The 12,104-nt window shown below is 65.8% G+C and carries 12 protein-coding genes and 1 tRNA gene; 9 read left to right on the top strand and 4 right to left on the bottom strand.

The genetic code is table 11. The features are described from left to right. Nucleotides 1–613: 613 nt before the first annotated feature. Nucleotides 614–684, bottom strand: a tRNA-Gly gene (locus tag IAG44_RS18770). Between the two features lie 258 nt (nt 685–942). On the opposite strand from IAG44_RS18770, the gene IAG44_RS18765 reads away from it, so the two are divergent. The 3 genes from IAG44_RS18765 (at nt 943) to IAG44_RS18755 (ending at nt 2,310) form a co-directional block, all read left to right on the top strand. Beyond that, nucleotides 943–1,128, top strand: coding sequence for a hypothetical protein (locus IAG44_RS18765; protein ID WP_187748251.1), 186 nt, complete (start codon nt 943–945; stop codon nt 1,126–1,128). Nucleotides 1,129–1,226: 98 nt separating this feature from the next. Further along, entirely contained in the window at nt 1,227–1,802 is a 576-nt protein-coding gene (gene dcd, locus IAG44_RS18760) for a dCTP deaminase (RefSeq protein ID WP_187748250.1), read from the top strand. Nucleotides 1,803–1,812: 10 nt separating this feature from the next. Further along, a complete protein-coding gene (locus IAG44_RS18755) occupies nt 1,813–2,310 on the top strand; it encodes a phosphoribosyltransferase (RefSeq protein WP_187748249.1) in 498 nt (165 codons plus the stop codon). Between the two features lie 203 nt (nt 2,311–2,513). Here the strand turns inward: IAG44_RS18755 and IAG44_RS18750 are convergent, their stop codons facing one another. Continuing rightward, on the bottom strand, nt 2,514–3,305 hold the full coding sequence (locus tag IAG44_RS18750) for a GntR family transcriptional regulator (protein ID WP_187748248.1): 792 nt from the start codon (nt 3,303–3,305) through the stop codon (nt 2,514–2,516). 107 nt (nt 3,306–3,412) lie between these two features. Here IAG44_RS18750 and IAG44_RS18745 point away from each other — a divergent pair, with 107 nt between their 5' ends. The 6 genes from IAG44_RS18745 to IAG44_RS18720 all read left to right on the top strand — a co-directional run bounded on the left by IAG44_RS18745 (nt 3,413) and on the right by IAG44_RS18720 (nt 9,203). Then, nucleotides 3,413–3,820 carry an NUDIX hydrolase gene (locus tag IAG44_RS18745; protein WP_187752757.1) on the top strand — a complete coding sequence of 136 codons (408 nt, stop codon included), beginning with the start codon at nt 3,413–3,415 and terminating at the stop codon, nt 3,818–3,820. A gap of 46 nt (nt 3,821–3,866) precedes the next feature. Further along, nucleotides 3,867–4,355 (top strand): ATP-binding protein, encoded by a 489-nt coding sequence (locus tag IAG44_RS18740; RefSeq protein ID WP_187752756.1) that lies wholly within the window; start codon nt 3,867–3,869, stop codon nt 4,353–4,355. A 5-nt stretch (nt 4,356–4,360) separates the two neighbouring features. After that, nucleotides 4,361–4,597, top strand: a complete 237-nt coding sequence (locus IAG44_RS18735) for a hypothetical protein (protein WP_187748247.1) — start codon at nt 4,361–4,363, stop codon at nt 4,595–4,597. Between the two features lie 217 nt (nt 4,598–4,814). Then, entirely contained in the window at nt 4,815–5,009 is a 195-nt protein-coding gene (locus tag IAG44_RS18730) for a hypothetical protein (RefSeq protein WP_187748246.1), read from the top strand. A 527-nt stretch (nt 5,010–5,536) separates the two neighbouring features. After that, a complete protein-coding gene (locus IAG44_RS18725; protein ID WP_187748245.1) occupies nt 5,537–7,660 on the top strand; it encodes a KAP family P-loop NTPase fold protein in 2,124 nt (707 codons plus the stop codon). 133 nt (nt 7,661–7,793) lie between these two features. Continuing rightward, complete coding sequence (locus tag IAG44_RS18720; RefSeq protein WP_187748242.1) at nt 7,794–9,203, top strand: IS701 family transposase; 1,410 nt, start codon at nt 7,794–7,796, stop codon at nt 9,201–9,203. Nucleotides 9,204–9,242: 39 nt separating this feature from the next. Here IAG44_RS18720 and IAG44_RS44760 read toward each other — a convergent pair. After that, nucleotides 9,243–10,321, bottom strand: a protein-coding gene (locus IAG44_RS44760) for an IS630 family transposase (protein ID WP_425508456.1) whose coding sequence is annotated in 2 segments (ribosomal slippage) — nt 9,243–9,875 and nt 9,878–10,321 — 1,077 coding nt in all. Because the reading frame shifts where the segments join, the coding sequence is not laid out codon by codon here. Between the two features lie 96 nt (nt 10,322–10,417). Continuing rightward, entirely contained in the window at nt 10,418–11,827 is a 1,410-nt protein-coding gene (locus IAG44_RS18705; protein ID WP_187748242.1) for an IS701 family transposase, read from the bottom strand. Nucleotides 11,828–12,104: the final 277 nt, after the last annotated feature.

Raw genomic sequence — 12,104 nt, 5'->3', positions numbered from 1 at the left:
AACCGAAACCGAATCCCCCGAGCCCCCGACTGACAACGCGACCCTCCCCTCCACATCCCCGGTCAGCCCCTGCACATGCGCGACCTCCCCCCGCGCCCCACTCACCAACCACCCCCCAACATCCGCAAGCCTCACCCGCGCCCCACCCTCCCCGCTCCCCACCACCAACGAAGCCCCCACAACCGCCCCAACAGCCCCCAACGCAACCCACCCGACAACCCGATCACCCCCCACCGCCGCCAACACCCCCCACCACCGCCGCACCCCCGACATACCCGCCTCCCCACACAGATCAACAACCCAGCCCGCTGAAAGCGTAATCGGCCACGGGTGAGGTGTCAGTGGCCGACGACCACCACTGTTCCGAACACGACGACGCCCGATTGCCCCCGACGCGGCAGCGCCCGATGCCCGCCCCTGCCAAGACAACAGCGGGCACCGACCCGGCCCGAACCACAGCACATCCGAACGCCACACACGAAGCCACCACTCCTCCCCCTCGCTGCGCACACCGTTGCCGCTGGTCCCCGGACCACCGGCAGTGGTGACCCGAACAACCCGTACAGCCGAAAATCAAAAAGGCCCGAGTTCCTGACTCGGGCCTTAATCATGAAGCGGGTGACGAGAATCGAACTCGCGCTCTCAGCTTGGGAAGCTGATGTTCTACCATTAAACTACACCCGCAAAAAATCGGGCCGGGATGAGTTCCGGTGTCCGACTGCTCTGTCACTCTACCTCATGGGGAGCGGGGGGTGGCGGAAGCGGGGGCGGGGAGGGTGGGGTCAGGGGGCGGATCGGGGTTCGTGGGGCGGGAGTTGGGGCGTACGGTGGAGAGGTGGAAGAGGGTTCCGTGAACCCGGAGCGGCGCCTGGAGGCCCGTCCCTTTCATCCCGTAATGTGACGTCCGTCGTCACGGCATCCCCGCCAGAGGTGACGCGGTTCATGGGGAAGGGACTCTTGGACTTGATGGAGCGCACCGTCGTCCGTTGTGCCGATGGGCACGTGTTCAGCACCGCTTCGTTCCCGATGCAGCAGGCCGACCGGCTCGGCCCCGGACGCCTCGTCCGATGTCCCCGGTGCGCCCGGCTCCGCAGCGCGGTTCCGGTCGCCGTGGAGAAGACGCAGTAGCGAAGGCGCCGCCGCGAAGGAGCGGTGGCCAGCGGTGATCCCGACGCGTGGAGCCGTCCGATTGGGGCGACTCCGCGCGTCTTGCGTATCCTCGGGGCGTGCTTCTCTCAGACAAGGACATCCGGGCCGAGATCGACGCCGGGCGGGTACGGATCGATCCCTACGACGAATCAATGGTGCAGCCGTCCAGCATCGACGTACGACTGGACCGGTTCTTCCGGGTGTTCGAGAACCACCGCTACCCGCACATCGACCCCTCGGTCGAGCAGGCGGACCTGACGAGACTCGTAGAACCTGAGGGGGACGAGCCGTTCATCCTCCACCCGGGGGAGTTCGTCCTCGCGTCCACCTACGAGGTGATCACTCTCCCGGACGACCTCGCCTCCCGTCTGGAGGGCAAGTCCTCCCTCGGCCGGCTGGGCCTCGTCACCCACTCCACCGCGGGTTTCATCGACCCCGGCTTCAGCGGCCACGTCACCCTCGAACTCTCCAACCTCGCCACGCTCCCCATCAAGCTGTGGCCGGGGATGAAGATCGGCCAGCTGTGCATGTTCCGCCTCAGCTCGCCCGCCGAGTTCCCCTACGGGAGCGAGCGGTACGGCTCCCGCTACCAGGGGCAGCGCGGCCCGACCGCCTCCCGCTCCTTCCGCAGCTTCCATCGGACCCAGGTATGAGGCCGTAGGTATGACAGACGTACGTGAGAACCTGACCTACGACCGCTTCGGCGCCGCCGTCCGCGAACTGGCCCAGACCATCGCCGACGACGGGTACGAGCCGGACATCGTCCTGTCCATCGCCCGCGGCGGCGTCTTCGTCGCCGGCGGCCTGGCGTACGCGCTGGACTGCAAGAACATCCACCTGGTGAACGTCGAGTTCTACACCGGCGTCGGGACGACCCTCGAAATGCCGGTCATGCTGGCCCCCGTCCCCAACGTCATCGACTTCTCCGACAAGAAGGTACTGATCACGGACGACGTCGCCGACACCGGCAAGACCCTCAAACTGGTCCGCGACTTCTGCCTCGACACCGTCGCCGAGGTCCGCAGCGCCGTCATCTACGAGAAGTCCCACTCCCTCGTGAAGTGCGACTACGTCTGGAAGCGCACGGACGACTGGATCAACTTCCCCTGGTCCGTTGAACCCCCGGTGGTGAAGCGGTCGGGGCAGGTGCTCGACGCCTGAGGTATTACGGGGTTTCCCGTACGACGACGGGGGGTCGGCACCATATCGGCGCCGGACCCCTGTCATACCCGTAGTACCTGGGGCGTCCCTGGCGTCACCGGCGTCTCGCTCGTGAGCGAGGGTCACTTCGGTCTTCAACTTGGCTACTCGTCTAGACGTGTGAGTGTGTCGAGATACACGCGCGCCGCTGGCGGTCATGACCGTCACGTGGCGGGGAGTCGGTAGGAGAGGACGTACGCGTCGGAGGCCATGACTGTGTCGCAGACTTCGACCGCGCGGCCTTCGGTGTCGTAGGCGGTGCGGATCAGGTGGAAGACCGGGACGCCGGCGGCGAGGTTGAGGGTCTTCACTTCGGCGGGTGAGGGCATGCGGGAGCGGATCTCTTCGTCGAAGTGGTCCAGGCGGTGGCCGAGGTCTTCCAGGCGGGCGTAGATGCCGCCGGGGCCGGGGTTGGGTTCGGCGATCTGGGTGCCGCGTGCGATGTCGAGGGGGAGGTAGGACGTCGCGAACTCGACCGGGCGGCCGTCCAGGAGGTAGCGGCGGTAGCGGGAGAGGACACGGCGGACGGAGCCGAGGCGGGCGGAGATGTCCGGGCTGGCCTTGATCTCCTTGACTTCGAGGCTGTCGACCTGGGGGTGGCCGCCGACGGTGTCCGCCTCGACGATGAACGCCGATTTGCCTTGCTCGCGGTGGCGGCGGGTGAAGCGGTCCGAGGCGAGGCGGCGGACGGGTGGGCGGGGGCGGACGAAGACGCCCTTGCCGTGTTCGGCGTGGACCAAGCCCTCGCCCTGGAGGATCGAGAAGGAGTTGCGGACCGTCATGCGGGAGACGCCGAAGTGGTCGACCAGCTCAGCTTCCGAGGGCAGCTTCTCGCCTTCCCTGAAACGGCCACGGTCGATGGCCTCGCGAAGTTGGTCAGCGATCTGCCTGAAAACCGCCCGGTCGCTCGTCGGATCGAGCGTGCCGAGGAGGCCCGAAGGGAGGGAAGGGCTCATATGTACTCCTTTAGATATCTAGACGAGCGCGCGAGCGGTGTTGCTACCGTGGAGACTCTAGCCAGCCGGGAGGGCCGAGGAACGTGAGCTTGGAACGTCCGCATTCCGTGAGCGTGGCCGGGGTCGTCGTTGATGACCGTGGCCGAGGCCTTCTGATCCAGCGGCGGGACAACGGGAAGTGGGAGCCGCCTGGGGGTGTCCTCGAACGCGAGGAGACCATTCCCGAGGCCCTTCAGCGCGAAGTCCTCGAAGAGACCGGCATCAAGATCGCGCTTCCCGCGACTCTGACCGGCGTCTACAAGAACATGACCGGGCTGATCGTCTCCCTGGTGTTCCGGTGCGAGGCGGCCGACGGTACCCCTACGACCGGGAGTGAGACCCGCGCGCTGCGGTGGGCCACTCGTGAGGAAGTCTCCGAGCTTGCCGATGAGGCATACGCGATCCGTGTTCTGGACGCGTTGGACTCGGCGTCGCCGCCTGCCGTTCGCGCACACGACGGCGTGAAACTCGTCTAACTCTGACCCGCTGCACATGGCGGCCTACCAGCACGAAGTAACTCGTATGCACGAGTATATGAGTCGAGTCCGGGTCTGGGGGCTCAGTTGCCCAGGAATTCCGGAGGAAGTTGGTCGCGCCCGGCGATGGACTCGGGATGTTCTGCGCGGATCGCCGTTCGTCGATGACGCCGAGCTGATCGTCAGCGAACTGAGCGCGAACGCGATCCTGCACACCGCCAGCGGGCTGGAGGCCGGGAGCTTCCACCTCGCGCTTGCGGTCTCGGAACAGGTCGTCGCGGTCTCCGTGACCGACCACGGCAGGACCGGGACGGCACCGAAGGCCGAGCACCAGGAGCAGGACGCCGAGCACGGGCGAGGGCTGGAGATGGTCAGCGCGATCGCTCATCGGGTCGTCGTGCACCGGAGCGGGCAGGGCCACACGGTCACTGCCGAGTTGTACGCGGCGCCTTCCCCAGCTGAACACATCGCACGGTCGATGTCAGTCGGCCATCTCAATGGCCACCCAAGTGAGTCGAATAACAAGAGGAGTTGAGAAACGTGTCCGACAGGACCAGCGAGAACGAAGGCCGGCGCGGTGGCGACCAGGTGGCGCCGATCGCGTACACGACCTATGCCCCTTCCGGCTATGTCTGCGCCGACTGCAAGGGGCCGATCGGCGCCGAGGAGAAAGCGGTGCGGTTGGCCGCCGACCATATCGGGGGCGGGCAGGTTGTACCCGACTACCGGCATTACGCCTGCTACCAGCCGAAGAAGCGCGCGAAGAGGTCCCGGTGAAGTCGTCGGGCCGGGCCGCAGGGAGCCGCGTGCAAGCGGCGGGTCTGCCTCAGATCGTTCGGCTCCTGGGTGGCCTGGAGGAACCGGAGAGGGACTGGCGGATCGCATACGGCGGAACCGTCGATCCCGAGAGCGGGAAGGTCGAACTGCCCGCGCCTGTCTACGCTCCGTGCCCCTTCGAGGCATGTCCCGACTGTGCTGCCGAGAGGGGGAAGTGATGGTCACGGCACAGCTCATCGGCCAGAAGGTCACCGATGGTGTCCGCATCGGCATCCTGACGGACGTGATCTCCGACTGGGTGGACCCGGCCAGCCCCATCGGGGACCGCCACGCGCAGACCAAGGCGTTCGTACGCCCCGTGAACGGTGGGGTCGAGTGGTCGACCGATCCCGCCGAGCTGGAGCCCGCGTGAGCAGAGCACGAGCGATCGCCATCACCGTCAGCGCGGCTCTGTGGGTCGTCACCATCATGGTCATCGTGGCTCGGGGGTTCTCCGCATAGCCCTGCACGGAGGTGCGTTACAACTTTCTCTACTGGTTCAAGGCCCGCGCACGGCGCGGGCGCGCGCCGCCGGGCGCGGCCTGCCTCCTGTCTTCGCCCCGGCTGGCCGCGCCCGGCGGCGCGCTAGCGGCTGCGGGCATGAAGTGAGAGACACCCTCTGTGGCTGGGGCGGTCGGCTCCACGGCTTTAGGCAGCCACTTTGGCGCGAGCCTCGAAGATCATGGCCCCAACGTCGTGCTTTAGCGGGCAGGTCCACAGACTGCCCGACGCGCCGGAAGCTTACGGGGCCATGATCACTCGCGCCAAAGCAGCTCCAGCCCAAAGCCGCTCCACCGACCTAGTTGTGCGCTCCTCCGACAGACAACCGCAAAGTCGGGACAACGCGGGCTAGCACAGATAGGCTGCGAATCAAAGGTATCCCTTAAGTCAGGTGATGTCATGACTGATTCAGCCCACGGCGACGGAAGCCAATCGGCCCTCTTTGCAGGCGATGACCCAATTCTCAACTCCGACGATGACCTTCTGAACCGGTCACGCCTGGCAGTAGCCATAGCCGACGAAGTGCAAGAGATGAATGCCGATCGCGGCGCCGTAGTGGCAATTACTGGCAAGTGGGGCACCGGAAAGACATCGCTACTAAATCTGACCGCGAATATCCTGCAGGAAAAGGAAACCATACAGGTCATTGAGTTCAACCCTTGGTTCTTCTCGGGAACCGATCAACTAATCCGCTTCTTTTTCGATGAAATGACCAGGCAACTAAGAAGCGAACGGAGCGGAAAGAAGCGACTCAAGGATGCTACCGCAAATATTGCAGAGAAGTTCAGCAAGTATTCGACATCCCTATCGCCCGTCAAATTCATACCAGTGGCTGGGCAAATACTTGACGTAGCACAGAAGACCGCGGAAGGAGTATCTCAGGCTCTCACTGCAAGTATCCATGACCAAAGAATCGAAATATCTGAGGCCTTGACTAAGCTGGACGGGAGAATCGTCGTCCTAATCGACGATATTGACCGCCTCACACGCCAGGAGATTCGCGACCTCTTTCGCCTTGTCCGACTCAATGGATCCTTTCCCAACGTCGTTTACCTTCTGTGCTTCGACAGGAGCGTGGTAGAAAGCGCATTGGGCGAAGAAGGACTTAACGGGGCTGCCTACCTTGAGAAGATCGTAAAGACGTCCGTTGAAGTGCCGCCGGCCGCAGACGAGGCATTGGCTTCTGTCCTTCGCACAGGAATGCTTACAGCTCTCTCCAATGTACCGCTAACGGCCTCGGGTGAGAACCGCTTCCCTGACGTGTTCTGGCAAGTGGTGAGACCTCTTTTCCACACAGTTAGGGACGTCAAAAGATTCTTGTCGTCTCTCACGCTTACAGTTCGCTCTGCGGCTGACGAGGTGGCCCTTCCGGACCTCGTGGCCCTCGAAGCAATCCGAGTAATGAGGCCGTCCGCACACGACCTAATCGCTCAGAACGTTCGCGCGCTCACGGCGGTCTACGGCTGGCAAACGGAAACACGCAACCAATCAATCTTGGATGCCGATGCCGAAGTCGTGACAGCCCTCCAAGCGGAGCTGCCAGATGACACTGGGCGGGCCCTGATTCGGTACGTCTTTCCGGCAGCCCAGGTTCACACAGAAAACATGTGGCACGGAAATGATTCCCTGCAAGCATGGCGCCGCGATCGTCGAGTAGCCCACGCTACCGTTCTGAAGTATTACCTCCATCGCGAGCTGCCCTCGGGCGCCGCCCCAAGCAGCCAGGTGGACTCGATCGTTTACGCAGCCGGAGATGACGAGGCGTTCAGAAATGCCCTTGCGGCAGTCCCAGATCACCATCTCGAAGACGCTCTGGACCGCTTCCTATCCCATGTGGACACGATCGACAGTAGCCGCATCCCGCCAGTCGTAGTGGCGCTTCTGGACTTGCTCTCCCGGTTCAGCGAGGAATCATCTGGCATGCTCGATGTTGGCCGCGATTACACCGCACTTCGGCCGTCGAAAAAACTAATGCAACGAGTCGAACCCGCGAATGCGGATCTGGTGGCGCGGACCATCTATCAAGCCACCAAAAGTCCGTACGCCCGTCTCAGGTTTCTCTCTTTGGTGGGGAAGCGGCAGCATTCGGAGGGGCAAATCATCACCCCGGAGCTTGAGACAGAACTTCGAGCCAACCTACAGGAGTACTTGAAGTCGGCGCCCGCGGATGCATTGCGCACAGAGAGAGAGTTGCTGCGGACTGTGGTTCAAGTGATCGACTGCGATGCCGAGTCAGGCGAGCTTGCTATCGCGTCAGCCGATTCTTCTGAAGTAACAGCCAGACTCCTCGAAACGGCGCTCTCTCCCAGCAGGAGCAATATGATTGGAAGTGTAGTAGTAAACTCTGAGGATAGACTCGCCTGGGAACCGCTAATTTCTGTCTATGGCGGCGAGAGTCGACTATCTTCTGCGGTCGAACAGCTCAAAGAATCCCTCGCAGGTCAAGAAATTGGGTCGCGCCTTCAAAGAGCTATTACTGCTTTCGATCTCTATTCGACCGGTTGGAGACCGGACGAATTCTGAGGTTGCAAAGGAGTCGACTCCGTTTTGGACTCCTACCGGTAGTTCGTTAAATCCGGCGGTGATGTGGGTTGACGACGGGGCGGGTCGCCCGTAGGCCGGTGGTAGGAGTCAACTGCTCTGTTGGGGGCTGGAGATGACTGCTCGCCGTCCGTGTCCGCCTGCGCCGGGGCCGTTGGAGGAGTACGCGGCCCGGTTCGACGACCTCTTCTTCAGCTTGGCTCAGCGGCGAGGTTTTCGTGAGTATCTGACCGGGTTGCTGGCGCCGCGGGAGCGGAACAAGACGATCACCTGCCTGGCCGGGGCGGAGCCGGTGGCAGGTGCGGGCACGCCGGGGGTGCAGCGGCTGCAGTTCTTCCTCTCGGAGTCGCCCTGGGAGGCCGAGGAGGTCAACGACCGGCGGCTTGAGCTGCTGCGCGAGCAGCCGGCGACCGCTCCGCATGACGGCGGGGTCATCGTGATCGACGACTCAGGGGACCGCAAGGACGGCACGGCTACCGCCAACGTGGGCCGGCAGTGGCTGGGTCGGCTGGGCAAGACGGACAACGGCATCGTCACGGTGACCACGGTGTGGACCGACGGCCGCGTGTACTACCCGCTGCACGCCCGGCCCTACACGCCCGCCCATCGCTTCGCCCGCGGCCGGTCCGACCCGGCTTTCCGCACGAAACCGCAGCTGTCCGCCGCCCTCGCGGCCCGAGCCAAAGAGGCGGGCTTCGCCTGCCGGGCGGTGGTCGCCGACTGCGCCTACTCCGTGAGCGACGACTGGTACCTCGCGCTGCGCGACGCGGGCCTTCCCTACGTCGTGGCACTCAGGCCGCACCGCGGCACCTGGGCCCGCTCCGACCAGCCGCACACCCCCATCGATGCCGCCCGCGCCCTGGCCGGTACCGACCCGGAACATCCGGGTGACTGGACACGAGTTGAGCGCCACTTCCGCGACGGGCACACCGAGACCTGGTGGGCCGCGGATACCCGCCTGGGCGGCTACGGACCCGACTCCCCGTGCCGCCTGGTGGTGGCCACCACCGATCCGGGTGTGCTGCCGGAGAAGGCCACCTGGTTCCTGGCCACCAACCTGCCCCACCCCGACGCCCCGCACGCCGACACCAGCCCACACCCGTCGGCCGACCTCGCCGAAATCGTGCGGCTCTACGGGCTGCGGCCGTGGATCGAGCAGAGCTACAAGCAGATCAAGGACGAACTCGGCTGGGCCGACTTCCAAGTCCGCTCCGACCGCGCCATCCGCCGCCACCAGACCCTGGTCAACTGCGCCTTCTCCTTCTGCTGGGACCAGTGGTTCGCACCGCCCGGACCACTTGATGCCACCGCGCCGGATCCGTGCCCTGATGACGGGCCAGAGAGGGGGCCCAGCCGCACCCCACCAGCACCAACAGCCTTGCTGGCCCAGGGCCTTACGGGCCGTCCGTTCCTGGCTCACCCCCGCCGTCACCCTCCACCGGTGGTGGCAAGCCTGGACGGACAAGGACCCACCCTCCGAGCTCCAGGCCCTGATCGACGCAGTCACGGCCGGACACGGCCTTGACCTCTACTACCGGATTTAACGAACTACCGATACTGACCATCAATGCGTGGTGTCGTTGTAGTGAGGCCAGGGCAGGCCGGTCCCGCTGAGGCAGCCGTCGAGCACGTTGCTGCGGTACTGCAGTTGGCGTAGGCCCCGGCGGACAGCGGTGATCAGTTCGTGGGGATCGGCGAAGGCTCGGTTGGCCAGGGTGGTGCGCCGCAGGACGGACCAGATGCCCTCGACCGGGTTGAGGTCGGGCGCGTAGGAGGGCAGTTGGTAGGCGGTGAGCCAGTCGCGGTCGGTGATGTAGCGGCGCATACCGGCTGCGAGGTGGGTGTTGAGGTTGTCCCAGACCAGCACCATGTTTCCGCCGAGCTGCTGGTGAGCGGCCTGGAGAAGGTCGCGGTAGTCGGTCCAGGCGAAGGACTTGCGCCCGTCGCGGCGGGGGTCGGCCCGCGGCCGGTGGATCAGTCGGGTGGGATGACCGGGTTTGTAGCAGAGCAGGGCGGCGACCGACAGGCGGCGCCGGGAGCGGCCACGGACGTGCACCACGGGGGTATGGCCGCGGCGGGCCCAAGTGCGGGTGGTGGGCGGCGTCAGCGTGAAGCCGGCCTCGTCCTCGAAGACGAGCCAGGCGTCGCGTGCCGCCCGCATCCTTCCACCTGCGGCCAGGTTTCCTTCCCCCAGCCGGCCACCGCCTGCTCGTCCCGTTCCACCGCGCGGCGGGCGGGAACCTGGCAGGTCCAGCCGTGCCGCTTGAGCAGGACCGCCACTCCCTGGACGGTGTAACTCTTGTGGAAGCGGCGGCCGATCAGCGTCTTGATCCTCGACAGGGTCCAGGTCTGGTCCGGCCAGCCATGCGCGACCGGGCCCCTGTCCAGCTCTCTCTCCAGCACCGCGAACAGCTCGTCGCTCAGCAACGGCACCGAGGCCGGCCCCTTGGACGCCAGGGACGGCAGTCCGTTCTCGTTCCAGGCCTTCCGCCACCGCTGCACCGAGCGAGTGGTGACCCGCAGGTCCCGGGCGATCACGGCCGTCTCCTCACCGCGGACAAAGCGGTCGGCGGCCTCCATGCGCAACCGCTCCCGAAACGCCCGCCGCTCGGCGGTCAGGCCACCGCCCTGCGCATACCTCATACAGACGGCATACCGCAGGGATCAATAGCCGTCAGCCCTCCCGACACCACGCATTGATGGTCAGTATCGGTAGTTCGTTAAATCCGGTAGTAGAGGTCAAGGCCGTGTCCGGCCGTGACTGCGTCGATCAGGGCCTGGAGCTCGGAGGGTGGGTCCTTGTCCGTCCAGGCTTGCCACCACCGGTGGAGGGTGACGGCGGGGGTGAGCCAGGAACGGACGGCCCGTAAGGCCCTGGGCCAGCAAGGCTGTTGGTGCTGGTGGGGTGCGGCTGGGCCCCCTCTCTGGCCCGTCATCAGGGCACGGATCCGGCGCGGTGGCATCAAGTGGTCCGGGCGGTGCGAACCACTGGTCCCAGCAGAAGGAGAAGGCGCAGTTGACCAGGGTCTGGTGGCGGCGGATGGCGCGGTCGGAGCGGACTTGGAAGTCGGCCCAGCCGAGTTCGTCCTTGATCTGCTTGTAGCTCTGCTCGATCCACGGCCGCAGCCCGTAGAGCCGCACGATTTCGGCGAGGTCGGCCGACGGGTGTGGGCTGGTGTCGGCGTGCGGGGCGTCGGGGTGGGGCAGGTTGGTGGCCAGGAACCAGGTGGCCTTCTCCGGCAGCACACCCGGATCGGTGGTGGCCACCACCAGGCGGCACGGGGAGTCGGGTCCGTAGCCGCCCAGGCGGGTATCCGCGGCCCACCAGGTCTCGGTGTGCCCGTCGCGGAAGTGGCGCTCAACTCGTGTCCAGTCACCCGGATGTTCCGGGTCGGTACCGGCCAGGGCGCGGGCGGCATCGATGGGGGTGTGCGGCTGGTCGGAGCGGGCCCAGGTGCCGCGGTGCGGCCTGAGTGCCACGACGTAGGGAAGGCCCGCGTCGCGCAGCGCGAGGTACCAGTCGTCGCTCACGGAGTAGGCGCAGTCGGCGACCACCGCCCGGCAGGCGAAGCCCGCCTCTTTGGCTCGGGCCGCGAGGGCGGCGGACAGCTGCGGTTTCGTGCGGAAAGCCGGGTCGGACCGGCCGCGGGCGAAGCGATGGGCGGGCGTGTAGGGCCGGGCGTGCAGCGGGTAGTACACGCGGCCGTCGGTCCACACCGTGGTCACCGTGACGATGCCGTTGTCCGTCTTGCCCAGCCGACCCAGCCACTGCCGGCCCACGTTGGCGGTAGCCGTGCCGTCCTTGCGGTCCCCTGAGTCGTCGATCACGATGACCCCGCCGTCATGCGGAGCGGTCGCCGGCTGCTCGCGCAGCAGCTCAAGCCGCCGGTCGTTGACCTCCTCGGCCTCCCAGGGCGACTCCGAGAGGAAGAACTGCAGCCGCTGCACCCCCGGCGTGCCCGCACCTGCCACCGGCTCCGCCCCGGCCAGGCAGGTGATCGTCTTGTTCCGCTCCCGCGGCGCCAGCAACCCGGTCAGATACTCACGAAAACCTCGCCGCTGAGCCAAGCTGAAGAAGAGGTCGTCGAACCGGGCCGCGTACTCCTCCAACGGCCCCGGCGCAGGCGGACACGGACGGCGAGCAGTCATCTCCAGCCCCCAACAGAGCAGTTGACTCCTACCACCGGCCTACGGGCGACCCGCCCCGTCGTCAACCCACATCACCGCCGGATTTAACGAACTACCGGTATGCAGTGCTAGCCTGTTCCGTTGACATCCATCGCTGACATCAACAGCCATGGACGGCGGTGACCCCCGGCAGCTGCATACGGCCCCGGAGAGTAAGGGGAGCTTCCACGGGGTCAGACCGAGATCGAACTCCTAAAGCGGGTGTCGCAGGTTCGAATCCTGCGGGGGCACCAGCCAA

Source organism: Streptomyces roseirectus (genome assembly GCF_014489635.1).
GTDB classification, from domain to species: Bacteria; Actinomycetota; Actinomycetes; order Streptomycetales; family Streptomycetaceae; genus Streptomyces; species Streptomyces roseirectus.
The sequence above is the reverse complement of the archived record's forward strand: the minus strand, read 5'-3'. Positions and strand labels throughout refer to the sequence as shown.

Bases quoted from the DNA above. Each gene is read 5' to 3' on its own strand.
- IAG44_RS18765 (WP_187748251.1), top strand. From the start codon at position 943: ATGGGGAAGGGACTCTTGGACTTGATGGAGCGCACCGTCGTCCGTTGT.
- IAG44_RS18755 (WP_187748249.1), top strand. From the start codon at position 1,813: ATGACAGACGTACGTGAGAACCTGACCTACGACCGCTTCGGCGCCGCC.
- IAG44_RS18750 (WP_187748248.1), bottom strand. From the start codon at position 3,305: ATGAGCCCTTCCCTCCCTTCGGGCCTCCTCGGCACGCTCGATCCGACG.
- IAG44_RS18740 (WP_187752756.1), top strand. From the start codon at position 3,867: ATGCACGAGTATATGAGTCGAGTCCGGGTCTGGGGGCTCAGTTGCCCA.
- IAG44_RS18730 (WP_187748246.1), top strand. From the start codon at position 4,815: ATGGTCACGGCACAGCTCATCGGCCAGAAGGTCACCGATGGTGTCCGC.
- IAG44_RS18725 (WP_187748245.1), top strand. From the start codon at position 5,537: ATGACTGATTCAGCCCACGGCGACGGAAGCCAATCGGCCCTCTTTGCA.
- IAG44_RS18720 (WP_187748242.1), top strand. From the start codon at position 7,794: ATGACTGCTCGCCGTCCGTGTCCGCCTGCGCCGGGGCCGTTGGAGGAG.
- IAG44_RS18705 (WP_187748242.1), bottom strand. From the start codon at position 11,827: ATGACTGCTCGCCGTCCGTGTCCGCCTGCGCCGGGGCCGTTGGAGGAG.